The 26,409-nt window shown below is 69.7% G+C and carries 25 protein-coding genes; 16 read left to right on the top strand and 9 right to left on the bottom strand.

What is annotated here, in order from left to right; genetic code table 11:
• Positions 1–139: 139 nt before the first annotated feature.
• Positions 140–490, top strand: coding sequence for a DUF3817 domain-containing protein (locus tag OG609_RS12440; RefSeq protein WP_093898564.1), 351 nt, complete (start codon positions 140–142; stop codon positions 488–490).
• Positions 487–786 (top strand): MTH1187 family thiamine-binding protein, encoded by a 300-nt coding sequence (locus tag OG609_RS12435; protein ID WP_093898565.1) that lies wholly within the window; start codon positions 487–489, stop codon positions 784–786. Before OG609_RS12440 ends, OG609_RS12435 begins: the two co-directional genes overlap by 4 nt.
• A 64-nt stretch (positions 787–850) precedes the next feature.
• Here the strand turns inward: OG609_RS12435 and OG609_RS12430 are convergent, their stop codons facing one another.
• Positions 851–1,849 (bottom strand): ArsR/SmtB family transcription factor, encoded by a 999-nt coding sequence (locus tag OG609_RS12430; protein ID WP_327272864.1) that lies wholly within the window; start codon positions 1,847–1,849, stop codon positions 851–853.
• Positions 1,850–1,923: 74 nt separating this feature from the next.
• Here OG609_RS12430 and OG609_RS12425 point away from each other — a divergent pair, with 74 nt between their 5' ends.
• The 4 genes from OG609_RS12425 to OG609_RS12410 all read left to right on the top strand — a co-directional run bounded on the left by OG609_RS12425 (position 1,924) and on the right by OG609_RS12410 (position 6,142).
• The gene (locus OG609_RS12425) at positions 1,924–3,405 is read left to right on the top strand and encodes an MFS transporter (protein WP_327272863.1); all 1,482 of its coding nucleotides are present in this window, start codon (positions 1,924–1,926) and stop codon (positions 3,403–3,405) included.
• Between the two features lie 10 nt (positions 3,406–3,415).
• A complete protein-coding gene (locus OG609_RS12420; RefSeq protein ID WP_327278025.1) occupies positions 3,416–3,925 on the top strand; it encodes a MarR family winged helix-turn-helix transcriptional regulator in 510 nt (169 codons plus the stop codon).
• A gap of 76 nt (positions 3,926–4,001) precedes the next feature.
• Positions 4,002–4,334 carry a DUF3817 domain-containing protein gene (locus tag OG609_RS12415; RefSeq protein WP_266357869.1) on the top strand — a complete coding sequence of 111 codons (333 nt, stop codon included), beginning with the start codon at positions 4,002–4,004 and terminating at the stop codon, positions 4,332–4,334.
• A 107-nt stretch (positions 4,335–4,441) separates the two neighbouring features.
• Positions 4,442–6,142, top strand: coding sequence for an acyl-CoA mutase large subunit family protein (locus tag OG609_RS12410; RefSeq protein WP_327272862.1), 1,701 nt, complete (start codon positions 4,442–4,444; stop codon positions 6,140–6,142).
• A 52-nt stretch (positions 6,143–6,194) separates the two neighbouring features.
• Here the strand turns inward: OG609_RS12410 and OG609_RS12405 are convergent, their stop codons facing one another.
• On the bottom strand, positions 6,195–6,824 hold the full coding sequence (locus OG609_RS12405; protein ID WP_327272861.1) for a TetR/AcrR family transcriptional regulator: 630 nt from the start codon (positions 6,822–6,824) through the stop codon (positions 6,195–6,197).
• A gap of 317 nt (positions 6,825–7,141) precedes the next feature.
• On the opposite strand from OG609_RS12405, the gene OG609_RS12400 reads away from it, so the two are divergent.
• The 5 genes from OG609_RS12400 to OG609_RS12380 all read left to right on the top strand — a co-directional run bounded on the left by OG609_RS12400 (position 7,142) and on the right by OG609_RS12380 (position 12,044).
• Positions 7,142–8,122, top strand: a complete 981-nt coding sequence (locus tag OG609_RS12400) for a tetratricopeptide repeat protein (protein ID WP_327272860.1) — start codon at positions 7,142–7,144, stop codon at positions 8,120–8,122.
• A gap of 600 nt (positions 8,123–8,722) precedes the next feature.
• Positions 8,723–9,364, top strand: coding sequence for a DUF6230 family protein (locus tag OG609_RS12395; RefSeq protein WP_327272859.1), 642 nt, complete (start codon positions 8,723–8,725; stop codon positions 9,362–9,364).
• 93 nt (positions 9,365–9,457) lie between these two features.
• On the top strand, positions 9,458–10,027 hold the full coding sequence (locus OG609_RS12390) for a DUF6114 domain-containing protein (RefSeq protein ID WP_327272858.1): 570 nt from the start codon (positions 9,458–9,460) through the stop codon (positions 10,025–10,027).
• Entirely contained in the window at positions 10,017–11,267 is a 1,251-nt protein-coding gene (locus OG609_RS12385) for a hypothetical protein (RefSeq protein WP_327272857.1), read from the top strand. Before OG609_RS12390 ends, OG609_RS12385 begins: the two co-directional genes overlap by 11 nt.
• Positions 11,268–11,342: 75 nt before the next feature.
• Positions 11,343–12,044 carry a hypothetical protein gene (locus OG609_RS12380; protein WP_327272856.1) on the top strand — a complete coding sequence of 234 codons (702 nt, stop codon included), beginning with the start codon at positions 11,343–11,345 and terminating at the stop codon, positions 12,042–12,044.
• Positions 12,045–12,114: 70 nt separating this feature from the next.
• On the opposite strand, the gene pyk is transcribed toward OG609_RS12380, so the two are convergent.
• The 3 genes from pyk to pta all read right to left on the bottom strand — a co-directional run bounded on the left by pyk (position 12,115) and on the right by pta (position 16,948).
• The gene (pyk, locus tag OG609_RS12375) at positions 12,115–13,545 is read right to left on the bottom strand and encodes a pyruvate kinase (RefSeq protein WP_327272855.1); all 1,431 of its coding nucleotides are present in this window, start codon (positions 13,543–13,545) and stop codon (positions 12,115–12,117) included.
• A 74-nt stretch (positions 13,546–13,619) separates the two neighbouring features.
• Positions 13,620–14,870 (bottom strand): acetate kinase, encoded by a 1,251-nt coding sequence (locus OG609_RS12370; protein WP_327272854.1) that lies wholly within the window; start codon positions 14,868–14,870, stop codon positions 13,620–13,622.
• Positions 14,867–16,948 (bottom strand): phosphate acetyltransferase, encoded by a 2,082-nt coding sequence (pta, locus tag OG609_RS12365; protein WP_327272853.1) that lies wholly within the window; start codon positions 16,946–16,948, stop codon positions 14,867–14,869. The genes OG609_RS12370 and pta overlap by 4 nt, the downstream gene beginning before the upstream one ends.
• Positions 16,949–17,254: 306 nt before the next feature.
• Between pta and OG609_RS12360 the strand changes: the two genes are divergently transcribed.
• Both OG609_RS12360 and OG609_RS12355 read left to right on the top strand, forming a co-directional pair.
• Positions 17,255–18,280, top strand: a complete 1,026-nt coding sequence (locus tag OG609_RS12360; protein ID WP_327272852.1) for an ATP-dependent 6-phosphofructokinase — start codon at positions 17,255–17,257, stop codon at positions 18,278–18,280.
• 242 nt (positions 18,281–18,522) lie between these two features.
• Positions 18,523–19,530: a helix-turn-helix domain-containing protein gene (locus OG609_RS12355; protein ID WP_327272851.1), complete on the top strand. Its 1,008-nt coding sequence runs from the start codon at positions 18,523–18,525 to the stop codon at positions 19,528–19,530.
• A gap of 30 nt (positions 19,531–19,560) precedes the next feature.
• Here OG609_RS12355 and OG609_RS12350 read toward each other — a convergent pair whose 3' ends face one another.
• The 3 genes from OG609_RS12350 to OG609_RS12340 form a co-directional block, all read right to left on the bottom strand.
• Positions 19,561–20,199, bottom strand: coding sequence for an XRE family transcriptional regulator (locus tag OG609_RS12350; protein WP_327278024.1), 639 nt, complete (start codon positions 20,197–20,199; stop codon positions 19,561–19,563).
• Positions 20,200–20,348: 149 nt separating this feature from the next.
• Positions 20,349–21,023, bottom strand: a complete 675-nt coding sequence (locus OG609_RS12345) for a response regulator (protein WP_327272850.1) — start codon at positions 21,021–21,023, stop codon at positions 20,349–20,351.
• Positions 21,020–22,711 (bottom strand): sensor histidine kinase, encoded by a 1,692-nt coding sequence (locus tag OG609_RS12340; protein ID WP_327272849.1) that lies wholly within the window; start codon positions 22,709–22,711, stop codon positions 21,020–21,022. The genes OG609_RS12345 and OG609_RS12340 overlap by 4 nt, the downstream gene beginning before the upstream one ends.
• A gap of 36 nt (positions 22,712–22,747) precedes the next feature.
• Between OG609_RS12340 and OG609_RS12335 the strand changes: the two genes are divergently transcribed.
• Positions 22,748–24,214 (top strand): cation:dicarboxylate symporter family transporter, encoded by a 1,467-nt coding sequence (locus OG609_RS12335; RefSeq protein ID WP_382897209.1) that lies wholly within the window; start codon positions 22,748–22,750, stop codon positions 24,212–24,214.
• 90 nt (positions 24,215–24,304) lie between these two features.
• On the opposite strand, the gene OG609_RS12330 is transcribed toward OG609_RS12335, so the two are convergent.
• Positions 24,305–25,273, bottom strand: a complete 969-nt coding sequence (locus tag OG609_RS12330; RefSeq protein ID WP_327272847.1) for a LysR family transcriptional regulator — start codon at positions 25,271–25,273, stop codon at positions 24,305–24,307.
• 262 nt (positions 25,274–25,535) lie between these two features.
• Between OG609_RS12330 and OG609_RS12325 the strand changes: the two genes are divergently transcribed.
• A complete protein-coding gene (locus OG609_RS12325) occupies positions 25,536–25,940 on the top strand; it encodes a MerR family transcriptional regulator (protein WP_327272846.1) in 405 nt (134 codons plus the stop codon).
• 3 nt (positions 25,941–25,943) lie between these two features.
• The gene (gene trxA, locus OG609_RS12320; protein ID WP_327272845.1) at positions 25,944–26,288 is read left to right on the top strand and encodes a thioredoxin; all 345 of its coding nucleotides are present in this window, start codon (positions 25,944–25,946) and stop codon (positions 26,286–26,288) included.
• Positions 26,289–26,409: the final 121 nt, after the last annotated feature.

Genomic DNA, 26,409 nt, shown 5'->3' with positions numbered 1-26,409 from the left:
AACGGACCGGGCCCGGCGGCGGCACGTGACCGGACACATACGGCCCCGGCACCGAGCGCCGCCCGTGCCGATGTCACAATGGGTTGCGCTTGTGCCTGTATTCACAAGCTGTCACGATCCTCCCACCGAAGGTGCCCTCGTGGACATCAAGACCGCTACCGCCCTGCACCGGCTGCGCCTCATCTCGATTCCCGAGGCGCTCTCCTTCCCTGCGCTGATCATCTTTGGCTCGATTCTCAGCCGGGTCTCCGACATCGACTTCCTGATGATGCCGCTCGGCATCATCCACGGTGTGCTCTTCGTGATCTACGCCGTGCTGCTGCTCGACGTCTGGTCCAAGACCAAGTGGCCGCTGAAGCGCGTCGCGTTCTTCTTCCTGCTCGCGCTGCTGCCGTTCGGCGGGCTGTACGGCGACAAGGTGCTCAAGCGCTACGAGGCCGACGGCGTCATCGCCGCCCGCGCCCGCCGGGAAGGCGTGGTCAGCGCATGATCGTCGCGTTCTCGGTCAGTCCGCTGGGCGTCGGTGAGGACGTCGGCGAGTACGTCGCCGACGCGGTGCGGGTCGTCCGCGAGTCCGGGCTGCCCAACCGCACGGACGCCATGTTCACCTCCATCGAGGGTGAGTGGGACGAGGTCATGGACGTCGTCAAGCGGGCCGTCGCCGCCGTCGAGGCCCGCGCCGGACGCGTCTCCCTCGTGCTGAAGGCCGACATCCGACCCGGTGTCACCGACGGCCTGACCTCCAAGGTCGAGACGGTCGAGCGGTACCTCGCCGAGACGGACTGACGCTCCGTCCGACTACGTGACCCGACGAGCCCCCGGCCCCGGCCGGGGGCTCGTCCCGCTTCTGTCACTCCCGCGGGCGGTGCTCCGGTACCGCCAGGGCGATCCCGAGCGGCGTCCGCTCGTACAGCACCTGGTGTCCGTACCGGCGCGAGGTGAGCAGACCCGCCGCGCGCAGCACCGACAGGTGCTCCGACACGGACGAGAGCGCGAGGCCCAGCCGGTGCGCGAGCGCGCTCGTGCCGGCCGGTTCGTCGAGCGCGCACAGGACATCGGCCCGCGCTCGCCCGAGCAGCCGCGCGAGCGACTGTGGCGTACGGTCCGCGGGCTGCGTCCACAGACCGCCGATTCCGCGCGCCGGATAGATCACCGCGGGCTGCCAGGGCGGCTCGTACCCGCTCACCACGTCCGGCCAGGCGAAGACGCTCGGCATCAGGACGAGGCCCTGCCCGCCGAGCACCCGGGAGTGCCGCCCCCTCATCCCGACCAGCGAGAGCGTCGAGTCGGTCCAGCTCAGCTGGGGGCTCAGCTCGCCCAGCAGCCGTGCGAAGCCGACCTCGGCGAGCCGGCGCGAGTGGTACGCGATATCCGCCTCCAGCAGCGCGCGCAGCCGCGGCCAGTCCGGCTCGACCAGCACCTGCCAGGCCTGCTCCATCAGTGCGGCCAGCTCCCGCAGTGTCCGCGCGGGATCGGCGAGCATCGCCCGCCCGGCGGGGGAGTCCAGCGCCCCCGGCTGGTCGGTGAGGGCCAGAGCCAGGTCCTCACGGATGAGCAGCGGATCGATGGCGCGCACACCGGCGATCTCCTCCTCGAACGAGGTATAGGGCCCGACCGGCGGCGGGCAGAGAAAGTCCGGGTTGTGCCCGCTCTGCGGCATCAGTAACCGGAGCGGTGCGAGATCGAGGCCCGCGGCGGCGCTCCGGATGCGCGTCAGCCAGGGCTGGTGGTAGCCGTGCTGCCCGGGGCGCAGAAGGGTGCGCACCGCGGCCTGCGTCTCCCAGAGCGGGGAGAGGGCGAACCGGCAGCGGAGCAGATCGCTCTCCTCGAAATGCAGATGGAACGGCATCGGCGGCCCCCGCGAAGATTCGGCGTGAGCCGAAAGTCTACGGAGCGGCGGGTCCGGTCCTCCAAGCTGCGGCCATGCCGAGCTACAGCCCCACCCCGGCGGGTGGCCCCCGCGACGAGGTGGCTCCTTCGCCCCACGACCCGTCAGCCGCGCGCCGCGCCGCGCACGCCGGTCCGGCCGGACCGGTGCCGGCCTCGGCTCCGCCCACGGAGCGCGCCGACGCCATCGACCCGAACCCGTCGCCCGCGCTCCGGGCCGCGGCTCCCGCTGCTGACGCGACTCCGGACGGCCCCGTCCCGGGCACGCGCCGCGGCTACCGCGCCGTCTTCGCCGTCCGGGAGTTCCGGGCCGTCTTTGCCGCGCATCTGCTCTCCCTCCTCGGCGTAGTCGTCAGCGAGCTCGCCCTCACCGTCCTCGTCTACGACCTCACCGGCTCACCCCTGCTCAGCGCCCTCACCTTCGCGCTCGGCTTCCTGCCGTACCTTGTCGGCGGCACGCTCTTCGCCGGGGTCGCCGACCGCTACCCGGCCCGCCGGGTCCTCGTCACCTGCGATCTGATCTGTGCGGGCTGCGTCGCCGTCATGGTGCTGCCCGGCACCCCGGTCGGCGGCCTCCTCGCGCTGCGCTGTCTCGTCGCCTCCGTGTCGCCCGTCTTCACCGGGACGCGGATGGCCGCGCTCACCGACATCCTCGGCGAGGGCGACCTCTACGTACTGGGCCGCTCGCTGCTGCGGATCGTCTCGCAGAGCGCGCTGCTGACCGGCTTCGGTGTCGGCGGTGTGCTGCTTGCCGCGCTGTCCGCGCGCGGAGCGATCACCATTACCGTCGGGACGTTCCTCTGCTCGGCGGCCCTGCTCCGCTTCGGTACCCGCGACCGGCCCGCCAGGACCGGCGGTGACCGCGGCGGCGCACTGTTCAAGGAATCACTGGCCGGGGCCCGCATCGTGCTCGCCGACCGCAGAATCCGCGCGCTGATGCTGCTGTTCTGGGTACCCGCCCTGTTCGTCGTCGCACCGGAGGCGCTCGCCGCCCCGTACGCGGACGAGATCGGTCTCGGCCCGGCCGCCCTCGGGCTGCTGATGTGCGCGATGCCGGTCGGGCACATCGCCGCCGAGTTGTACGCGGGCGCTGTGCTGGCCCCGCGCACCCGCTCCCGGATCGTACTGCCGGTCGCCGCCGCCGGGCTGCTGCCGTTCCTGCTGTACGGGATCCGCCCCGGCATGGTCCCGACCCTGGTGGCGCTTGCGCTGGCCGGGGTGGGGGCGGCGTACATCATCGGCCTCGACCAGTGGTTCGTCGATGCCGTCCCGGAGGAGCTGCGGGGCCGGGCCATGACCCTGCTCACCGCCGGGCTGATGACGGTCCAGGGCATCGGCATGGCGCTGGCGGGGCTGGCCGCCGAATTCGTCCCCGTGCATCTGGTGGTCGCGGGGTCCGGGGCGATCGGTACGGTGTGCACGCTCCTGCTGGTCCGCGAGGTCAGGGCGACAGCGACCGCGCGCGGTCCTCGGACCGAAGTTCGAGACGGGGCTGACCAGCATATGACCAGTGGGTAAGGTCGACGGCGTGCCGAAGCCGCTCAGTCTCCCCTTCGATCCCATCGCCCGCGCCGACGAGCTCTGGCAGCAGCGCTGGGGCCCGGTGCCCTCGATGGGGGCGATCACCTCGATCATGCGCGCGCAGCAGATCCTGCTCGCCGAGGTCGACGCGGTCGTCAAACCGTACGGCCTGACCTTCGCGCGGTACGAGGCGCTGGTGCTGCTCACCTTCTCCAAGGCCGGTGAGCTGCCGATGTCCAAGATCGGTGAGCGGCTCATGGTCCACCCCACCTCCGTCACGAACACGGTGGACCGGCTGGTGCGCTCCGGCCTGGTCGCCAAGCGCCCCAACCCGAACGACGGCCGCGGAACCCTCGCCTCCATCACCGATAAGGGCCGCGAGGTCGTCGAGGCGGCAACCAAGGACCTCGTCGACATGGAGTTCGGGCTAGGGGTGTACGACGCCGAGGAGTGCGCGGAGATCTTCGCCATGCTGCGGCCGTTGCGGATCGCGGCCCACGACTTCGAGGAGTCGTAGGAACAGGCGCAGGACGACATTCCGAGGGCCCGGCCCGCTGCAAGATCGCCCCGGGCGTCCGGTTACGCTCGATGCCATGAAACGCAGTGTGCTGACCCGGTACCGGGTGATGGCCTACGTCACCGCAGTCATGTTGCTGGTGCTCTGCACCTGCATGGTCTTCAAGTACGGCTTCGAGATGGGCAAGGACCTGACGCTCGTCGTCTCCCAGATCCATGGCGTGCTCTACATCATCTACCTCATCTTCGCCTTCGACCTGGGCTCCAAGGCGAAGTGGCCGGTGGGCAAGCTGCTCTGGGTGCTGATCTCCGGCACCATCCCGACGGCCGCGTTCTTCGTCGAGCGCAAGGTCGTCCGCGAGGTCGAGCCGCTGGTCGCCGACGGCTCTCCCGTCGCAGTCAAGGTCTGAGCCGCCGGGCGAGCCCGGCCCGCCCCGCACCACCCGAACCGCCCCGTGCAAAGCACCGGGCGGTTTGCCATCGACATTTACTAGGACGTCCTAGTAAATTCGATGGTATGGACGCTGACGCGATCGAGGAAGGCCGCCGCCGCTGGCAGGCCCGTTACGACAAGGCCCGCAAGCGTGACGCGGACTTCACCACACTCTCCGGGGATCCCGTGGAACCCGCGTACGGCCCCCGCCCCGGGGACACGTACGAGGGATTCGAGCGGATCGGCTGGCCCGGCGAGTACCCCTTCACCCGGGGGCTCTACCCCACCGGCTACCGCGGCCGGACCTGGACCATCCGCCAGTTCGCCGGCTTCGGCAACGCCGAGCAGACCAACGAGCGCTACAAGATGATCCTCGCCGCGGGCGGCGGCGGGCTCAGCGTCGCCTTCGACATGCCGACACTGATGGGTCGCGACTCCGACGACCCCCGCTCGCTCGGCGAGGTCGGGCACTGCGGCGTGGCCATCGACTCCGCCGCCGACATGGAGATCCTCTTCAAGGACATCCCGCTCGGCGACGTCACGACGTCCATGACGATCAGCGGACCCGCCGTCCCCGTCTTCTGCATGTACCTGGTCGCCGCCGAGCGCCAGGGCGTCGACCCGGGCGTGCTCAACGGCACGCTCCAGACCGACATCTTCAAGGAGTACATCGCGCAGAAGGAGTGGCTCTTCCAGCCCGAGCCCCATCTGCGCCTCATCGGCGACCTGATGGAGCACTGCGCCCGCGACATCCCCGCCTACAAGCCGCTCTCCGTCTCCGGCTACCACATCCGCGAGGCCGGGGCGACGGCCGCGCAGGAGCTCGCGTACACCCTCGCCGACGGCTTCGGTTACGTGGAGCTCGGCCTCTCCCGCGGGCTGGACGTCGACACCTTCGCGCCCGGTCTCTCCTTCTTCTTCGACGCGCACCTCGACTTCTTCGAGGAGATCGCCAAGTTCCGCGCGGCCCGCCGCATCTGGGCCCGCTGGATGAAGGAGACATACGGCGCCAGGACCGACAAGGCGCAGTGGCTCCGCTTCCACACCCAGACCGCCGGTGTCTCGCTCACCGCCCAGCAGCCGTACAACAACGTCGTACGGACGGCGGTCGAGGCGCTCTCCGCCGTCCTCGGCGGCACCAACTCGCTGCACACCAACGCCCTCGACGAAACCCTCGCACTCCCCTCCGCGCAGGCTGCCGAGATCGCGCTGCGCACCCAGCAGGTGCTGATGGAGGAGACCGGCGTCGCCAATGTGGCCGACCCGCTGGGCGGTTCCTGGTACGTCGAGCAGCTCACCGACCGGATCGAGGCCGACGCCGAGAAGATCTTCGACCAGATCAAGGAACGCGGCACCCGGGCCCACCCGGAGGGTCAGCACCCCATCGGGCCCATCACCTCCGGCATCCTGCGCGGCATCGAGGACGGCTGGTTCACCGGCGAGATCGCCGAGTCCGCCTTCCGGTACCAGCAGTCGCTGGAGAAGGGCGACAAGCGCGTCGTCGGTGTCAACGTCCACCACGGCTCGGTCACCGGTGACCTGGAGATCCTGCGGGTGAGCCACGAGGTCGAGCGCGAGCAGGTCCGGGTGCTCGGCAGCCGCAAGGACGCCCGCGACGACGCCCGGGTCAAGTCGGCGCTGGACGCGATGCTGGCCGCCGCCCGCGACGGCTCCAACATGATCGGACCGATGCTCGACGCGGTACGGGCCGAGGCGACGCTCGGCGAGATCTGCGGAGTTCTGCGCGACGAGTGGGGCACCTACACGGAGCCGCCCGGCTTCTGACGGGCAGTCGGCAGTCATGCTCGACAGCTGCGCCGGCGGCAGCAGCACCCCGCTACGTGGAGGCCGCCGCCCCCAGCCCCGCGAGCAGCAGCACGGTGAAGCGCCGGGCCCAGTCCTCGTCGACGGGCTCGGCGCTCACCAGGGCCCGGTGCACGACCGCGCCGGCGATCACATCGAAGATCAGATCGGCAGTCGTCGCCGCCACGGCCTCGTCCTGCTCGACGGGCAACTCCCCGCGCTCCTGGGCCCGTTGGCGTCCCTGGAGCACCAGCCGCTTCTGCCGGTCCACGATCGAGTCGCGGATCCGGGTCCGCAGCGCCTCGTCGCGGGTCGACTCCGCGACCACCGCCATCAGCGCCGTCTGGGTCTCCGGCCGCTCCAGCAGCGCGGCGAACTGCAGCACCATCGCCTGCATGTCGGCCGACAGACTGCCCAGATCGGGCAGTTCCAGCTCGTCGAAGAGGACCGCGACGGCGTCCACGACCAGCTCGTTCTTGCCCGCCCACCGCCGGTACAGGGTCGTCTTGGCGACCCCGGCCCGCGTCGCCACGTCGCCCATCGTCAGCTTCGACCAGCCGAGGTCGACCAGAGAGGCTCTGGTCGCCTCCAGGATCGCTTCATCGGCCGCGGCGCTGCGCGGACGTCCCGTTCGAAGGGGTTTGGGGCGGCTGTGGCTCAGCATGCCGCGACCATACCGGTCAGTAAGTAGAACCGGCCGGTCGCGTTCACCGTGAGACAGATCACCGAACGCACTTGTGCGCGAGGGGTGCCGGGAAGTTACGCTACGGGTCGTAGCGTAAGGACGATGGTCATGCCGTCGTGACGCCACGACCGAACGACAGCCACAGGCACCGGGTGGGGACCCGGCGCCGAAACGGGTCTTTCAGGGGCCCTCGGGCCGTGTCTGTCCGTGCACCCCGCACACCGGCGGGGACCACGGCCGGGTGCGGTTTCCGTCTCGCTTTCCGTATCGGCGCGCCAAGGGGGGAGGATGTACGTATGCAGCCTAGGAACATGTCCATGAGCGGCGTCGTCGACCTCGCCGCGGTGAAGGCGGCCGGCGAGGCCAAGGTGAAGGCGGAGCAGGCCCGTGCCGAGGCCGCCCGGCAGGGTGGTGGCGGTGCCGTGCCACCGTCCGCCCTGGTGATCGATGTCGATGAGGCGGGCTTCGAGAACGACGTCCTCCAGCGCTCCGCCGAGGTCCCGGTCGTCATCGACTTCTGGGCCGAGTGGTGCGAGCCGTGCAAGCAGTTGGGGCCGCTCCTGGAGCGCCTGGCCCATGAGTACAACGGCCGCTTCGTGCTGGCCAAGGTCGATGTCGACGCCAATCAGATGCTGATGCAGCAGTTCGGCATCCAGGGCATCCCGGCGGTCTTCGCCGTCGTCGCCGGGCAGGCCCTCCCGCTCTTCCAGGGCGCGGCTCCCGAGGCCCAGATCCGGCAGACGCTCGACCAGCTGATCCAGGTCGGCGAGGAACGGTTCGGGCTCACCGGAATCGTGGTCGACCAGGACGCGGCCGCCGCCGAGGGGGCCGGCGAGGCTCCGGTCGAGGAACCCGCCGGGCCGTACGACGCCCTGCTCGAAGCGGCCGTACTGGCCCTGGACGCCAGCGACTTCGCCGGTGCCGTCCGGGCGTACAGGAACGTCCTGTCCGACGACCCGGCCAACACGGAGGCCAAGCTCGGTCTCGCCCAGGCCGAACTGCTGGCCCGCGTCAAGGACATGGACCCGCAGCAGGTCCGCAAGGACGCGGCGGAGAACCCGGCCGATGTCACGGCGCAGCTCACGGCCGCCGATCTGGATCTGGTCGGCGGTCATGTCGAGGACGCCTTCGGGCGACTCGTCGAGACGGTACGCCGTACTTTCGGCGACGACCGGGACACGGCGCGGCTGCGGCTGCTGGAGCTGTTCGAGGTGATCGGCCCCGACGATCCGCGGGTCGGCGCCGCGCGTACGGCGCTGGCGCGGGTCTTGTTCTGATGTGACAACGCGGCCGTGGCACCCCCGGGGTGTCGCGGCCGTTTTCGCGATCGGGCGATAAGAGACGGCCCCGCTTTACCAAATCTTGACAAAGGTACGGCCTGTTACTCGCAGTAAATCGCCCCCCAGGATCTGTCCGTATAAAGGCCCAGATTTTCCCTTTCGTCCTTCCGTTCGACGCCACCCTGTGTGGCCGGGTGGTGCCACCCGGTCGTGCATCGGTTATCGGGCCGTTACTAGCGAGTAACGAACCCCCTTGTGCCGCGGGCGGGAATGCACCACGATCGGCCGGGCTCGGTCCAATAACGCCAGCCCGGCTGCCAGTCGGCGCGGCGGCCCTGTTGGGTCCCCACCGAGTGGGTCGGCGGCAGTGGCGCCGACTCCGGACAGGGGGGTTCCTGCCGTCCGGCAGGGCCTGTCCGAACAGGTTGCGCGAATGCGTGGCCAGTGGTTGTCGCTCGGGGGTGATCGCCGGTGATTCGGACGCGGTTCCTGCCTCCGTACGCGGGCGCTCTCCTTTCCGAGGACGTAGCACTTCTCCCATCCCAGCACGGGCCCTCGCCCGTACCGGAGATGTACGTCCGAGAAGGAGGAAAATTTATGAGTTCCCAGGTTCGTGGTGGCACCAGATGGAAGCGTTTCGCTCTGGTCATGGTGCCGAGCGTCGTCGCGACCGCCGCAGTGGGTGTCGGTCTCGCGCAGGGCGCCCTCGCGGCGTCGTTCAGCGTGTCCGGCCAGAGTTTCAAGGTGCACGCGGACAAGCTCGTCGGTCACAACTTCGTCCAGTACGGCTCCGTTGCCACCGGTATGGACCCCAAGGGCGAGAACGGGGCTCACGCCGTTGCCGTGTCCGGCTTCAGCGATGCCACGATCACCAACATGTGCCAGTCGGTGGTCACTCCGAACCTTCCGTTCGGTCTCGGCACCGTCACGCTGCAGCTGAACGCGGGTACGAACCCGAAGAAGCCGGTCAGGGCGACCAATCTGTACCTGGACGTCGCCGAGCTCGACGCCGACGCGTACTTCGAGAACATCGACATCGGTGTCGCCGCGGGAGACATGGGCAAGCCCGGCATCCAGGCCGGTACCAAGGGGCCCGTCAACCCGAACGGCTTCGCGCAGCGCGCCGAGACGGCCGTGCTGAAGGACGTGAAGCAGAGGGCGTGGGCGACCACCGCGGGCACCTTCAGGCTCAGCAACCTGAGCCTGCGGCTGCACAGCGGCGTCAAGGAGTGCTACTAGCACTCGCCCGGGTGGCCGGAGCACCCCCAAGGGTCTCCGGCCGCCCATCTTTTCACTTCTCACAGCAGTACCGGTTGCAGGGAGCTGTTTTCCATGAGCCCCGAGTCCACAGGGCAGAACGAGCACTACCTCCGCGTCTTCTGGCGAGGATTCCGCACCTGGCGGGGTAACCGGCCGTTCTGGGCGGGCCTGTTCACCATGGTGGGTGGTCTACCCATCGCGTACTTCCCGTACGCCAACATGCACCTCGGCAACATCACGCTGGCGATGTCCACGACCGCCGGTGCGGGATCGCTGATCATCGGGGTCCTGCTGATCACGCTGGGCCTCACGATGTGGTTCCACCACATCGTGAGAGTGTTCGCCGGAGTTGCCGCGATCCTGCTGGCGTTGATCTCCATACCGGTGGCCAACATCGGCGGATTCCTGATCGGCTTCCTGTTCTCCCTGCTCGGTGGAGCGCTCTCCATCTCCTGGGCCCCGGGCGAGCCGAAGCCCGACGCCGTGGATGCGGGTGCTCTGGACCAGACATACAAGGACGCCGGTCCTGGTACGCAGGAGCCCGAACCCGAGTTCCAGAGCGCGGCAGCGGTGCCCCAGCAGCAGCCGGAGCAGTACGACACGACAGTTGAGGTCGACGGCGGGAGGCATCGTGCGGGGTGACGAGACGCAGCTGAACTCGACCGGGGAGGATCTCCGGACGAGAAGCGGACCGCGCCACGCGGCCCCCAGGAAGTCGTTGCTGACGAAGCTGCACATACCCGCGGGCAAGGCCTTCGCGCTCGCCGCGATGCCGACGGCCGTCTTCGTGGGCATGGGGCTCACGCCCAAGCTCGCGCTGGCCGACGACAGCACGGACATACCCTTCGCGCCCGGCCCCTGCGTGACCCGCTCCGACGAGCCGAGCGAGTCGCCGTCCCCGTCCGCATCGGAGACCAAGTCCCCGTCCCCGTCCCCGTCCGCCACCGATTCCGGTGACAAGGGCGACACATCGAGGTCGAAGCCCTCGGCGACTCCGTCCGCGAGCGACGCCGCGAAGCCGGAGACGAAGGCAGCCGACGCGCCCGCTGCTGCCGCGCCGAGCTCCTCGCCCACACCCACGAAGTCGACGAACCCGCTCGACCCGCTGGGCGTCGGCGACGCACTCAAGGACCTCTTCAACGGACCGGACAAGGAGACAGCGAGCGCGAGCACCGCGTCCCCGAAGCCGTCGCAGAGCGTCACCGCCGAGCCCGTGGAGAAGCCCGCGGAGAAGGCCACGGACGCGGTGAAGGAGACGTCCGACAAGATGGCCGCCGCCATCCGCGACGCAGCGGACAAGGCCGGCAAGTCGGTCAAGGAGCTCGACGAGGGCGCCAAGGGGCTCGACGCCAAGAAGGACGAGGACATCCCGGACGGCGCCAAGGAGCGCTTCCCGTGTCCGACCGCCGACCCCGAGGCGCTGGCCGCAGCCGATCTGGACACGGGCATCCCGCTCCTCCCGACCGACCCGTGGATCCTGGAGAGCTCGAAGCTCACCCTCAAAGGGCTCGACTACAAGGGCATCGTCGAGGTGAAGACATACGACGGCACCGTCAAGAAGGTGCTGAAGTTCACCGCGAGCTCCATCGACATCGACAACCTCCACCAGACGACGGTCGGTCCGGCCGGTACCACGGCCCATGTCGAGGCGCGGAAGGGCTCCGAGTCCACCATCCGCAACGGCACGGTGACGATGTACACGGAGGAGCTGAAGGGCAATCTCTTCGGTCTCATCCCGGTCACGTTCAGCCCGCAGACACCGCCCCCGCTGAACGTACCCTTCGCCATCTTCACCAAGGTCAAGGTGACCCAGGCCGGCCAGTTCGGCGGCACGCTCACGGTGCCGGGGTTGCACAACTACTTCACCGGCGGCAACAGCTAGCCGACACCGACCTGTTCGGGAGCCGCACAACGGCTGTGGCCCGCACCCTGTTGTTCAGGGGTGCGGGCCACAGTCATGTCCTCACTTCTCCGTGGCGCGTTCTTCGCACTCGTGGAAGACAGCCACAGCGGCCACTTCTCCGTTCCCGACGATCCGTTCCGGGCAGCCGGCGGAGAGGCCGGACTGATCGGCAGAGAGGCGTTCGAGTCGAGTGGGGGTGAGGTTCGGGTGAGTGGTCTGTTCGATGACCTCGACCGGCTGGACCTGGGCGCGCACGTGCGCCGTTGGTCCGCTTCGGAGATTCGGGCGGCCGAAGGCGATGTCAGCCAGTGGATGGCGGCTGCCCAGCAATTCGCCGCGCGGCTGCAGGCGGACGGCGTGGGGATGTCGGACGAGCAGTGGCGGGTGACCTCGCGGGCATGGGCGGCGCTGCTCGCGGCAGCCGAGCGCTCGACGGGCGCGCAGAGCAACGAGTGGCTGATGCGAGACCTGTGGCTGAGGGCCTCCCTGCTGAATTCGGTGGGCCCGCGGCTGGATGTGCCGCTGCTCGATGAGGGGCCCGTGCTCGAACGGGCGCTGAACGCGATGCCCATGACCTCGGAGGCTGCCGCCGAGCTCGCCCCGGGCTGGAGAGATCTGGAGCGTGAGCAGATCCTTGAGCTGCGCACGACCCGGCGGCTGCTCGCCCCGGCCAGGCTGGTCGAGTCGCTGTTCGTGGACCATTCGCGCCGCGGTGAGTACGAGGCGTGGCGGGAGTTGGCCGAACGGCTGCCCTGACACATGACAGTGCTCCGTCTTCCGTGAGAGGACGGAGCACTGTCATGTCCGGGTGAAGGCCACGAACGCGTCAGTCGCGCGCCCCGCCACCCACATGGTGGACCCGCACCATGTTCGTCGTGCCCGGGATGCCGGGGGGCGAGCCGGCCGTGATGACCATCGTGTCGCCGGCGTTGTAGCGGCTCAGCTTCAGCAGCTCCGCGTCGACCAGGTCCACCATGGCGTCGGTGTTGTCCACGTGCGGTACGACGTGGGCCTCGACGCCCCAGCTCAGGGCGAGCTGGTTGCGGGTGGACTCGTCCGTGGTGAAGGCGAGGATGGGCTGCGCCGCACGGTAGCGGGAGAGGCGGCGGGCCGTGTCACCGGACTTGGTGAAGGCGACCAGTGCCTTGCCGTTCAGGAAGTCCGCGATCTCGCAGGCCGCGCGGGCCACCGAACCGCCCTGGGTGCGGGGCTTCTTGCCCGGCACCAGCGGCTGCAGGCCCTTGGAGAGCAGCTCCTGCTCGGCGGCGACGACGATCTTCGACATCGTCTTGACCGTCTCGATCGGGTACGCGCCCACGCTGGACTCGGCCGACAGCATGACCGCGTCCGCACCGTCCAGGATCGCGTTGGCGACGTCGGACGCCTCGGCGCGGGTCGGCCGCGAGTTGGTGATCATCGACTCCATCATCTGGGTCGCCACGATCACCGGCTTGGCGTTCCGACGGCAGAGCTCCACCAGGCGCTTCTGCACCATCGGGACCTTCTCCAGGGGGTACTCGACGGCCAGGTCGCCACGGGCGACCATCACACCGTCGAACGCCATGACGACGCCCTCCATGTGCTCGACGGCCTGCGGCTTCTCGACCTTGGCGATGACGGGGACCCGGCGGCCCTCCTCGTCCATCACCTTGTGGACGTCCTTGATGTCATCGGCGTCCCGTACGAAGGAGAGCGCCACCAGGTCGCAGCCCATCCGCAGGGCGAACCGCAGGTCCTCGACGTCCTTCCCGGACAGGGCCGGGACGTTGACCGCCGCGCCGGGCAGGTTGATGCCCTTGTGGTCGGAGATGACACCGCCCTCGATGACGATGGTCTTGACCCGGGGGCCCTCGATCGCGACGACCTTCAGCTCGACGTTGCCGTCGTTGATCAGGATCGGGTCGCCCTTGGCGACGTCGCCGGGCAGGCCCTTGTAGGTCGTGCCGCAGATCGACTTGTCGCCCGGGACGTCCTCCGCGGTGATCGTGAACTCGTCCCCGCGGACCAGCTCGACGGGGCCCTCGGCGAACTTCGCCAGGCGGATCTTCGGGCCCTGGAGGTCGGCGAGCACGCCGACCGCACGGCCGGTCTCGGCGGCGGCCTTGCGGACCCGGTCGTAACGACCCTGGTGCTCCTCGTGACTGCCGTGACTGAAGTTGAAGCGGGCCACGCTCATGCCGGCCTCGATCAGAGCGACGAGCTGCTCATGGGAGTCGACGGCGGGACCGAGTGTGCAGACGATTTTGGAACGGCGCATGAGGCGGATCCTATCGGTTTGTTTCGCTGCGGAATATTCCGTCTGGTGGAAGGTACAAAGGGGCGCGGGGGTGCTCAGTTGTGGGCCTGTCCGACGAGTGCGAAGGTCTGGACGGCGATCTCCAGTTCCTCGTCCGTAGGCACCACGGCGACCGCGACCCGTGCGTGGTCCGGCGAGATCAGCCGCGGTGCGCCGGACCGTACGGCGTTCAGATCCGCGTCCACCACCAGGCCGAATCCCTCAAGACCGGCGATCGCAGCCTCCCGTACGGGCGCCGAGTTCTCCCCGACCCCCGCCGTGAACACCACGGCATCCACCCGCCCGAGGACCGCCGAATAGGCGCCGATGTACTTCTTCAGCCGGTGGACATAGATGTCGAACGCCAGTGCCGCACGCTCGTCGCCCTCTTCGATCCGGCGCCGGATCTCCCGCATGTCGTTGTCGCCGCAGAGCCCGACCAGACCGCTCTTCTTGTTGAGCAGTGCGTCGATCTCGTCCACAGACATCCCCGCCACCCGCTTGAGGTGGAAGGTGACCGCCGGATCGATGTCGCCGGAACGCGTACCCATCACCAGCCCCTCCAGCGGGGTCAGCCCCATCGAGGTCTCCACGCACCGGCCGCCCGCCACCGCCGACGCCGAGGCGCCGTTGCCCAGGTGCAGCACGATGACATTGACCTCCTCGGGGGTGCGTCCCAGCAGTTCGGCGGCCTTGCGGGAGACGTACGCGTGTGAGGTGCCGTGGAAGCCGTAGCGCCGGATGCGGTGAGCGTCGGCGGTCTCCACATCGATCGCGTACCGCGCCGCGTACTCCGGCATCGTCGTGTGGAACGCCGTGTCGAAGACCGCCACCTGCGGAAGGTCCGGACGCAGGGCCTGGGCGGTACGGATGCCGACGATGTTCGCCGGATTGTGCAGCGGGGCCACCGGGACCAGGCGCTCGATCTCCTTCAGCACCTCGTCGTCGATCACCACCGGCTCGGTGAACCGCAGCCCTCCGTGCACCACCCGGTGGCCGATCGCCGCCAGTGCGGGGGAGTCCAGGCCGAGACCGTCGGCCGCCAGTTCCTCGGCCGCCGCCTTCAGCGCGGCCTCGTGGTCGGCGATCGGGCCGATGCGCTCACGCGGCTCGGCGCCACTGCCGGCCGGCGGGGTGTGCACCAGCCGGGAGGTCTCCTCGCCGATCCGCTCGACCAGTCCGGCCGCCAGCCGGGAGTGGTCGCTCATGTCCAGGAGCTGGTACTTCACCGACGAGGAGCCGGAGTTGAGAACGAGTACGCGATTCGCGGCCACGGTGGAAGAGCCTTCTGCGGTCGGGGTGGTCATGCGGTTCGCTCCTCGCCCTGCGCCTGGATCGCCGTGATGGCCACGGTATTGACGATGTCCTGGACGAGCGCGCCCCGGGACAGGTCGTTGACGGGCTTCCGCAGCCCCTGGAGCACCGGTCCGACGGCCACGGCACCCGCCGAGCGCTGCACGGCCTTGTAGGTGTTGTTGCCGGTGTTCAGGTCTGGGAAGATCAGCACCGTCGCCTGACCCGCCACCTCGGAGCCGGGCAGCTTCGTCGCGGCGACGCTCGGCTCCACCGCGGCGTCGTACTGGATCGGACCCTCGATCCTGAGATCAGGCCGGCTCTCGCGGACCCGGTCCGTTGCCTCGCGCACCTTGTCGACATCGGCGCCCGAACCCGAGGTGCCCGTCGAGTACGACAGCATCGCGATCCGCGGCTCCACGCCGAAGCGGGCGGCGGTCGCGGCCGACTGCACCGCGATGTCCGCGAGCTGCTCCGAGTCCGGGTCCGGGTTGACCGCGCAGTCGCCGTACACCAGGACCTTGTCGGCGAGGCACATGAAGAAGACGGAGGAGACGATCGAGGCCTCCGGCTTCGTCTTGATGATCTCGAACGCGGGGCGGATCGTCGCCGCGGTGGAGTGCACGGCCCCGGAGACCATGCCGTCCGCGAGCCCCTCCTGGACCATCAGGGTGCCGAAGTAGTTGACGTCCGCGACGACGTCGTACGCCAGCTCCACCGTGACCCCGCGGTGCGCGCGCACCTGTGCGTACCGCTCGGCGAACGCCTGGCGCAGCTCCGAGCTCTGCGGGTCGATGAGCTGCGTACCGGCGAGATCGATGCCGAGGTCGGCGGCCTTCTTGCGGATGACGTCCACTTCGCCGAGGAGCGTGAGGTCGCAGACATCGCGGCGCAGCAGTACGTCCGCGGCGCGCAGCACCCGTTCCTCGGTGCCCTCCGGCAGGACGACCCGGCGCCGGTCGGCTCGGGCCTGCTCCAGCAGCTCGTGCTCGAACATCATCGGGGTGACGCGGCCGCTGCGGGCCACCGAGATCCGGTCCAGCAGGGCGCCGGTGTCCACATGGCGCTCGAAGAGGCCCAGTGCGGTCTCCGCCTTGCGGGGCGTCGCCGCGTTCAACTTGCCTTCCAGTGCGAAGAGTTCACCAGCAGTGGGGAAGGAGCCGCTGGCCACGGAGACGACCGGGGTACCCGGCGCGAGTCTCGCGGCCAGCCTGAGTATCTCCTCGCCGGGGCGTTCGTTCAAGGTCAGCAGCACACCCGCGATGGGCGGGGTCCCGGCGCTGTGCGCGGCCAGCGAGCCGACCACCAGATCCGCCCGGTCCCCGGGCGTGACCACCAGAGCGCCCGGCGTCAGCGCCTTCAGCATGTTCGGCAGCATCGCACCGCCGAAGACGAAGTCCAGCGCGTCCCTGGCCAGCCCGGAGTCGTCGCCGAGCAGCACCGTGCCACCGAGCGCCGCGGTGATCTGGGCGACGGTCGGCGCGGAGAGCGCCGCATCGTCCGGCAGGACGGAACAGGGGACGGGCAGCCGGGCCGCCAGCCGTTCCGCGATGACATCGCGGTCCTCGGCCGCCACCCGGTTCACGATCATCGCGAGGACATCGCAGCCCAGGCCGGCGTACGCGCGGTAGGCATTGTGGGTCTCGGCCCGTACGGAATCCGCCGGCTGGCCCTTCCCGCCGACCACCGCGATGACCGAGGCGCCGAACTCATTGGCGAGGCGGGCGTTGAGCGCCAGCTCGTCGGGGAGCTGGGTGGCGGCGAAGTCGGTGCCGAGGACCAGTACCACCTCGTACTTCTGGGCCACCTGATGGAAGCGTTCCACGAGCCGGGAGACCAGTTCGTCCGTGCCCTGCTCCGCCTGGAGCGCGGACGCCTCGTGATAGTCCAGGCCGTAGACCGACGCGGGATCCTGGGGGAGCCGGTAGCGGGCCCGCAGCAGTTCGAAGAGCCGGTCGGGTCCGTCGTGGACGAGCGGCCGGAACACCCCGACCCGGTCCACCTGACGCGTCAGGAGCTCCATGACACCCAGATCGACGACCTGTCGGCCGTCTCCCCGGTCGATCCCGGTCACGTACACGCTGCGCGTCACGCGTGCTCTCCCGTCCATTTTTGCGGTTTGGGATGGTATTGCCATGTTGACGATACCTGCGGGGGACAAGGCGCCGCCCGCCGGGCGAAAGACCCTCTGCGAAGGGCCTTGGGACCCCCGCCCGTCCGGCCGGACCGCCGCCCTATTCACGGCTGCATCCGGCGGAACACCCGCGGGGGAATCCCCGGAGCGGCCGAGAGCGCGAGGTCCAGACCTGACGTGGGACAATCGTTGTGGCTCACGGTACGGGGGATTCTGTAGTCGCCCCCGAAATGCACGGCACTAGCGAGCAGGAGATACAGCACGATGCGCATCGGAGTTCTCACCGCAGGCGGCGATTGTCCAGGCCTGAACGCAGTGATCCGCTCGGTCGTGCACCGTGCCGTGGTGGGTCACGGCGATGAAGTCATCGGCTTCGAGGACGGGTTCAAGGGACTCCTCGACGGTCACTTCCGCCCCCTCGATCTCAACGCGGTCAGCGGCATCCTCGCCCGTGGCGGCACCATTCTCGGCTCGGCCCGGCTCGAGCGCGACCGGCTGCGCGAGGCCGCCGAGAACTGTGCCGAACTGAGCCGCCGTTACGGCATGGACGCCCTCATCCCGATCGGCGGCGAAGGCACCCTCACCGCCGCGCGGATGCTGTCGGACGCCGGAATGCCCGTCGTCGGCGTTCCCAAGACCATCGACAACGACATCTCCGCCACCGACCGCACCTTCGGCTTCGACACCGCGGTGGGCGTCGCCACCGAGGCCATAGACCGCCTCAAGACCACCGCCGAATCGCACCAGCGGGTCATGGTCGTCGAGGTGATGGGCCGCCACGCCGGCTGGATCGCGCTGGAGTCCGGAATGGCGGGCGGCGCGCACGGCATCTGCCTTCCCGAGCGCCACTTCCAGGTCGAGGACCTGGTCAAGATGGTCGAAGAGCGCTTCGCACGGGGCAAGAAATTCGCGGTCATCTGTGTCGCCGAGGGTGCGCACCCGGCCGAGGGCTCCATGCCGTACGCCAAGGGCGAGATCGATCAGTACGGCCACGAGCGTTTCCAGGGCATCGGCAACCGGCTGGCCATCGAGCTGGAGAGCCGGCTCGGCAAGGAGGCCCGGCCGGTCATTCTCGGCCACGTGCAGCGCGGCGGCACGCCGACCGCATACGACCGGGTGCTCGCCACCCGCTTCGGCTGGCACGCGGTGGAGGCCGCGCACCGGGGTGACTTCGGCCGGATGACGGCGCTGCGTGGCAACGACATCAAGATGGTTCCGCTCGCCGACGCCATCACCCAGCTCAAGACGGTGCCGGCGGACCGGATGGACGAGGCCGAGTCGGTCTTCTGACCCCGGACGCGCGCGGCTGCGTCGCAAGCAGAGGCCGGCGGGCCTGACTGTCCCCCCGTGGACGGTCAGGGCCGCTTGCCGTTCCTCCCAGCCCTCGGGGCCGTTCCGGAAGGTCAGGGCCGGACGGGCCGTGGTGCCGGAATCCACTCTTGAGTCGGCGGCCCGGATCAACAAGGCTTATCCCTGTCCCGGACATGTCCCAACTCTGTCCGGGCACGGATCCCAGGGGAGGGACACAGCACATGGTCGTCGAGGGCAGGGCTCCGGATCCTCGGGAGGCGCGGAGCGCGGCCGAGTTCATCGCCCTGTTACGGGTGCTCAAGGACGCGTCCGGTCTGACGTTCCGCGAGCTGACGCTGCGGGCTGACGCGGTCGGGGACATCCTGCCGCGCTCCACGATCGCCAACATGCTCGGGCGTACGTCGGTCCCGCGCGAAGAGCTCCTCGCCGCTTTCGTGCGGGCCTGCGGCTGCGGGCCCACGGAGATCGAGGACTGGCTCGGCGTACGCAAGGAACTCGCCGTGCACGGGCAGCGGGCCGGCGCGGGTGATGCCGGCGAGGAGGAGGCCGGTACGGAGGAGGAGGCCGGGGAGGCCCCGGGTGCGCCGGCCCTGCGGTCACCCGAGCCGGCCGCAGGGCCGCCCGCCGGACCGCACCCTGCCCGTGGGCGGTTCCGGACCTTCCTGGTGGCGGCCGTCTCCCTCCTGGTGCTTGCCGCCGCCGCGGTGACCGTCGCCCTCCTCGTACGCGACGAACAGCCGGGACCCTCCTCTGTTGCCGGACCCGTGGCGGGGCGGACGGTGCAGATCCGGTCCGTCCACTCCGGGCTCTGCCTCTCCGAGAAGCGGGGAACCGACAGCGGCCGGATCTACCAGGTGCCGTGCGACGAGGAGACGATCCCGGCCTTCTCCCTGAGACCCCTGGGCGACGACGTCTGGCGGATTGTGACCGACCACCCGGACTTCGGCCTCGGCTGCACAGGTATCTGGGACGGGATGCGGGAGGCCGGAGCCTTGATGCAGGACCAGGAGTGCGGCAAGCGCGGCTCCGCGGAGGCGTTCTGGATCGAGCCGCAAGGCCATCCCGTCAAGGGCTACCGGATCCGCCCCGCCCACACCCACCTGTGCGTCGGCGCCAAGGCGGGCAGCAGCAAGCGCGACGCCGAGATGGTGCAGATGGGCTGCGACGGGGTGGACCGGGGAAGCCTGTTCTCCTTCGACCCGGTGGCCTCGGACGCGGCCGGCGGCTGAGAACAGCACGGCCACCGGAGGTCCGGTGGCTCAGACGCTCGTCCCCTGCACCCCCGCCGTCTGCCAGAACCGTTCCACGATCTGCGCCAGGAACTCCCGCCCCGCATCGCCCGTCGACCCGGCCCGCTCCGTACCCGTACTGTTCCAGCTCAGTGTCGACACCATCAACGCCTGGTAGTCGGCGTGCAGCTGTTCCAGTACGTCCTGCAGGAACCCGCGCTCCAGCGGCACCAGCTTCGCCACCGGCCGGACATGGGCCTGCCAGCGCGTCGTCACCGCGCTGCGCAACAGCTCCGCCAGCTCCTCGTCCCGGCCCGACACCGTCACGACCCCGGCGGCCGTCAGCCCCAGTACCTCACTGAGCACCGCGGACTGGCGTTCGTTGCCGCGCCAGCGCCCCGCCTCCTCCATCCGCAGATACGCGGAGGCGGTCAGTCCCAGCAGACGCGCCAGCTCATCGACGGCCAGCTCCCGGGCCACCCGGTGCTCCCGCAGGGTGCGCGCGGCGGTCAGAAGTTCGCCCGGCGAGCACCACAACACCCCGGCCAGCGCCGTGAGTTCGTACTCGCTCGGGACAGCGAGCCCGCGCTCCCAGGCGGCCACCGTCTCGGCGCTGACACGGAGCCCGTACTGGGCTCCGAGACCATAGGCGACATGGCCCGGAAGCATCCCCAGGGCCTCGCGGAGTCGACGCGCGGCGGGGGCGTTGAAGGGCGGGGAGGGGTGCACGGCCCCACCGTAGAAGTCGACACGCGGTCTGACTACGGTGTGTTCCGCCGATATCACGGCTCGTAGGAACGTCCTAGTGCCGTACGGGGTCAGCGCCCCTGGGACACCCACCGGTAGTGCAGCTCCGGGCGCCCGATCTGACCGTACTGCGGGCTGCGTACCGCGCGCCCCACCGTCACCAGATGTTCCAGATAGCGGCGCGCGGTGATCCGCGAGATGCCCAGCTCCACCCCGGTCGCGCCCGCCGTCACTCCGTCCGGGGCGGCCCGCAGGGCGCGGGTGACGGCCTCCAGCGTCGGGCCGCTCAGCCCTTTCGGCAGCCGGGTCGGCTGTGGCGCGCGCAGTGCGCCCAGCGCCCGGTCCACCTCGTCCTGACCGCTCGCCTCACCGGCTGCCGCGCGGAACTCGGCGTAGCGGACGAGCCGGTCGCGCAGGGTGGCGAAGGTGAACGGCTTCAGCACGTACTGGACGACACCGAGCGACACCCCTTCCCGGACCACCGCCAGATCACGCGCCGACGTCACAGCGATGACATCCGCCGAGTGCCCGGCCGCACGCAGCGATCGCAGCAGCTGCAGACCGTGCCCGTCGGGCAGATACAGATCCAGGAGCAGCAGATCGACCGGCGTACGGTCCAGCGCCCGCACCGCCTCCGCGCGCGAGTGCGCGACCGCGGCCACGGTGAATCCGGGGACGCGGCCCACGTACAGCTGATGGGCGTCCGCGGCGACGGGATCGTCCTCGACGACCAGCACCTGGATCATGCGGTGGCCTCCTTCGTGGTGTGCGTCGTGCGGTTGCCGCCGGCCAGCGGCAGCCGCACCGTGAACCGGGCACCGCCGTCCGGGCCGCGGTCCAGCGCCACCGTGCCGGCGTTGCGATGCACCGCCTGCTGTACGAGGGCCAGCCCGATCCCCCGGCCCGCGCCGTGCGTCGACCAGCCCCGGTCGAACACCTCGGCGGCGTCGTCCGGATCGATCCCGGGCCCGGTGTCGGCGACCCGCAGCAGCAGCTCGCCCTCCCCGGCGAGCGCGGTGACGGTGACCCGGGCGCGGGCGGCCCTCCCCGGCACCGCTTGCCGCCGGCCGGGCACGGCTCCGGGGCCCGGCGTATCGGTCACCGCCTCCGACGCCGCGTCCACCGCGTTGTCGATCAGATTGCCGAGGATCGTCACCAGGTCCCGGGGCGGCAGGGTCGCGGGCAGGGCGCCGTCGTCGATCAGGCTGTCGTCCGCGAGCACCAGCTCCACCCCCCGTTCGTTCGCCTGCGCCGCCTTGCCGAGCAGCAGCGCCGCCAGCACCGGTTCGGCGACGGCGCCCACCACCCGGTCGGTCAGGGCCTGGGCCAGCTCCAGTTCCGCTGTTGCGAAACCCACCGCCTCCTCGGCCCGGCCGAGCTCGATCAGCGAGACGACCGTGTGCAGCCGGTTCGCCGCCTCGTGCGCCTGCGAACGCAACGCCTGGGTGAACCCCCGTTCCGAGTCCAACTCACCGGACAGCGCCTGAAGTTCCGTGTGGTCGCGCAGCGTCACGACCGTACCGCGCTGCTCCCCGCCCACCACCGGGCGCGTGTTGACCACGATCACCCGGTCCGCCGTCAGATGCAGCTCGTCGACCCGCTCCTCGGAGGCGAGCAGCGCACCGGTCAGCGGCGCCGGCAGATCGAGGTCGGCGACCCTGCGCCCGACCGCACCCGGTTCCAGCCCGAGCAGCTCCCGGCCCGCGTCGTTGATCAGCGCGATCCTGCGCCGCCCGTCGAGCATCAGCAGCCCCTCGCGCACTGCGTGCAGCGTGGCCTGGTGGTAGTCGTGCATTCGGCTCAGCTCGGCGGCGTTCATGCCGTGCGTGTGCCGCCGGAGCCGGGCGTTGATCACATACGTGCCGATGCCGCCGAGCGCCAGCGCCCCGCCCGCCGCCAGCCCCAGCGCCCCGAGCTGCGCCCGCACCTGCGAGGAGACCCGCTCGACCGTGATGCCCGCGCTGACCAGACCGGTGATCCTGCCGCCGTCCCGGATCGGGGTGACGACCCGGATAGAAGGGCCGAGCGTGCCGGTGTACGTCTCCGCGAATGTCTCGCCGCGCAGCGCCCGTGCGGTGTGGCCGAGGAAGGGCTCCCCGATCTGGTCCGCGTCGGGGTGCGTCCAGCGGATCCGGTCCGGGCTCATGATCGTGACGAAGGCGATCCCGGTGTCCTTGCGGACCTTCTCCGCGTACGGCTGGAGCGCGGCGGACGGGTCCGGGGTACGGATCGCCTCCCGTACGGACGGCGAGTCGGCGATCGCCAGCGCCGCCGTCCTGACCTGCCGGGTCGCGGTCTCCTTCGCCTGTGCGCTGCCGGAGGCGTAGGCGAAGAACGCACACCCCGCCACCACGGCCGCCACCAGCACCACCTGCATGGCGAAGAGCTGGCCGGCCAGGCTGCGAGGGCGGGTACGGGGGCGGGGGAGACGCATGGCCCCAGTCTGCCTGGCCGAAAACATATGAACGAAATGCACGTAACAGTGACCACCGTCACAGGGGGGCGGGATAGTCACCAAGCCCCCCAGGGACGGGGGAGCGACCCGGACGAGCCGAGGAGAACCCCCGTGGGAGTGGTAGCCGCCAAGCGGGACCGTACGCATTACCTGTATCTCGCCGTGATCGCGGCCGTGGGCCTCGGCATCCTCGTGGGCTTCGCGGCCCCGGACTTCGCCGTCGAGCTCAAGCCGATCGGTACCGGCTTCGTCAACCTCATCAAGATGATGATCTCGCCCATCATCTTCTGCACGATCGTGCTGGGCGTCGGATCGGTGCGCAAGGCCGCCAAGGTCGGCAAGGTAGGCGGTCTGGCGCTCGGCTACTTCATGGTCATGTCGGTGGTCGCACTGGCGATCGGCCTGATCGTCGGCAACGTGCTGCACCCCGGCGACGGCATGCACCTCACGCAGTCGGTGAAGGATGTCGGCCACACGGCGGCGGACGGCGCCGCCGAAGGGCCGGTCGACTTCCTGCTCGGCATCATCCCGACCACCTTCGTGTCGGCCTTCACCGGTGGCTCGGTGCTCCAGACCCTGCTGGTCGCGCTGCTCGCCGGCTTCGCGCTGCAGGCCATGGGCACGGCCGGTGAGCCGGTGCTGCGCGGGGTCGAGCACATCCAGAAGCTGGTCTTCCGCGTCCTGTCCATGATCATGTGGGCGGCCCCGGTGGGCGCGTTCGGCGCGATGGCCGCCGTCATCGGCGAGACCGGCGTGGAGGCGCTCAAGGCGCTCGCCACGATCATGCTGGGCTTCTACATCACCTGCATCCTGTTCGTGGTCCTGGTGCTCGGCACACTGCTGCGCCTGGTGACCGGGGTGAACCTCTTCCAGCTCCTCAAGTACCTGGGCCGCGAGTTCCTGCTGATCCTCTCCACGTCCTCCTCCGAGTCGGCGCTGCCGCGCCTCATCGCGAAGATGGAGCACCTGGGTGTCAGCCGCCCGGTCGTCGGCATCACCGTGCCCACCGGGTACTCGTTCAACCTCGACGGCACGATGATCTACCTGACCATGGCGTCGCTGTTCATCGCCGACTCGATGGGCCAGCCGCTGGCGCTGGGCGAGCAGATCTCGCTCCTCCTCTTCATGATGATCGCCTCCAAGGGTGCGGCCGGTGTCTCCGGTTCCGGTATCGCCGTGCTGGCGAGCGGGCTCCAGTCGCACAAGCCCGCTCTGGTCGACGGCGTCGGCCTGATCATCGGCATCGACCGCTTCATGAGCGAGGCTCGCGCCCTCACCAACTTTGCGGGCAACGCCGTCGCCACGCTGCTCATCGGCACCTGGACCAAGGAGATCGACAGGGAACGGGTCGACCGGGTACTGGCCGGCTCCATCCCGTTCGACGAGAAGACGCTCACCCAGGACGCGGAGCACGGCGACGGCGCGGACAACGTTCCGGAGCCGCGGGACGGCGACCAGGAGCACGCCGTGGCCAAGGCCTAGCCAGGTGTTGCCGGCAGCGGCCGGTCGAGTCGCATTGGCTAAGGGTGCGTTCGGCCGGTCGCGCCGGCAATGTGCTGCTGGAAGCGACCGTCAGCGTCGGGTGTGTTCGATGTTTCCGTCGCTGCGGCGTGGTGTCGTTGCCCAGGATGGGAGCCAGGTTGTCTCGGGGAGCGGTGCCAGGCTTCCGAAGTGGTTGATGATTGCCCGCAGTCCTGGGTGCGGATTCGCTCGGGGGAAGATGAGCGAGAGCGGGTATGCGAGCGTCGGATTCGCGATCGGGATGCGGCGTAGGTCGTAGTTCGGCGGCCAGATGTACCGGTCGCGCGAGCCGACGAGGGTTGCCACGTCCGCGGAGTCCGCGAGGATGTCGAGGAGTACCTCGTTGCCGAAGTTCGGGCCCGCGGCGTCAATGCGGAGATCGAAGTCGGTGGCGAGCTGATCGTAGAACTCTGCCCATTCGCTTCGCGGCGCGATACCCGGCACCCAGATCCGGTGCCGGCGCAGCTGGGATGGTGTCAGTGTTCGTGCGGAGGCGAGCGGGTGCCTCGGGCCGACGACGAGTTCCAGCGGGGAGTGGAACGCGTGGATCATTTGCACGTCGCGCGGCAGTGTGGCCGGGTCGGTGACCGAGCGGAACGAGGCGTCGATATCGCCTGCTTGGACGGCGGCGACCGCCACGCGCGGGTCGTTGACCCTGAGGGTCACCACGTCGAGGTCGGTTTCGGGATGAGACCGCCAATAGTCGTGCAGGATGACGGCCTGTGCGGATCGCAGGCCGAGAACGTCGATCCGAAGGGACCGCGAGCCCGGTCTGATCGCGGTGATGGCGCGATCGACACCCGTGATGATGTTCCGGGCGTGCGGGAGGAAAGCTTGGCCGTCGAGTGTCAGCTCGACCCCTCGGGCGGTGCGGGTGAACAACCGGACGTCGAGTTCGCGTTCGAGGGTTGCGATCCGCTTCGACACGGCCTGTTGCGTTACGCCGAGCTCGTCGGCAGCGTGTTGCAGCTGTCCGAGCTCGGCCGCGCGGACGAACGATCGCACCACCTCGGTATCCATTGATCCAGCATAGTTGTGCACAACTGATGGTTGTGGCTCGCTCGGGAGTCGGTTGTTTGATCCCGCGACGGTGCGGCCGGTGTGATTCGGAGCCCCGAACATCGGTTGTCGCGAGGGGGTCGGATGCGCGTGCGGTTGGGGCGCAGTTTCGGTTGGCTGTGGTCGGCCTACGCCGTCAGCACGGACAGGGCCGTCGCGGGAGCTCCCGCGACGGCCCTTCGTGCTTGCCTTGACGTCCGCGTAAAGGTTTACGGTCGAAGACATGCGAATCGGGGAGCTGGCCGAACGGGCCGGGACGACCACGCGGACTCTGCGGTACTACGAGTCACGCGGACTGCTGCCTGCGCGGCGGGCCGGAAACGGGTACCGGGCGTACGACGAGGACGATCTGCGTCTGGTCCAGCAGATCAGGACCCTCCAGGACTTCGGCTTCGAACTGGAGGAGACCCGGCCGTTCGTCGAGTGCCTGCGCGCCGGCCACCCGGCCGGTGACGCCTGCCCCGCCTCGCTCGCCGTCTACCGGCGCAAGCTCGGCGAGCTCGACTCGCTCATCGAGCAGCTCCAGGCGGTACGCGTCCAGGTGGGCGCACAGCTCGCGAGGGCCGAGGTGGAGGCCGCGGCAGAGCTTCCCGGTGGCCCGGAACCACGTTGTGAACTGGGAGGATGACAGATGATTCATGCAGCAGAGGGCGTGGCCGAGGTCACGGACACCACCTTCGACGCGGAGGTGCTGGCGGCCGACCTTCCCGTACTGGTCGAGTTCACCGCCGACTGGTGCGGCCCGTGCCGCCAGCTCGCCCCCGTGCTCAGCGCCGTTGCCGCCGAGGAGGCCGAGCGCATCAAGATCGTCCAGCTCGACGTCGACACCAGCCCGGGGATCGCGAGCCGGTACGCGGTGCTGTCGACGCCGACCCTGATGGTGTTCCGCTCCGGCGAACCGGTGAAGTCGATGGTGGGGGCCCGGCCCAAGCGCAGGCTGCTCCAGGAACTGGAGGACGTGTTCGAGACGGTGTGAGGCGGGGCGTCGAGGGCGTGCATGCCCTCCACGCCGAACAACTCATCGGTCCGGCTCACCGAGGCTCATCTACGCGAGCAAAAAAATTCGGACGTCGATTTCGCACGGCGATGTCGAGAAC

This window comes from Streptomyces sp. NBC_01224, assembly GCF_036002945.1.
Classification (GTDB): Bacteria; Actinomycetota; Actinomycetes; order Streptomycetales; family Streptomycetaceae; genus Streptomyces.
Note: the sequence above shows the minus strand (reverse complement) of the source record. Positions and strands in the feature narration are given on the sequence as shown.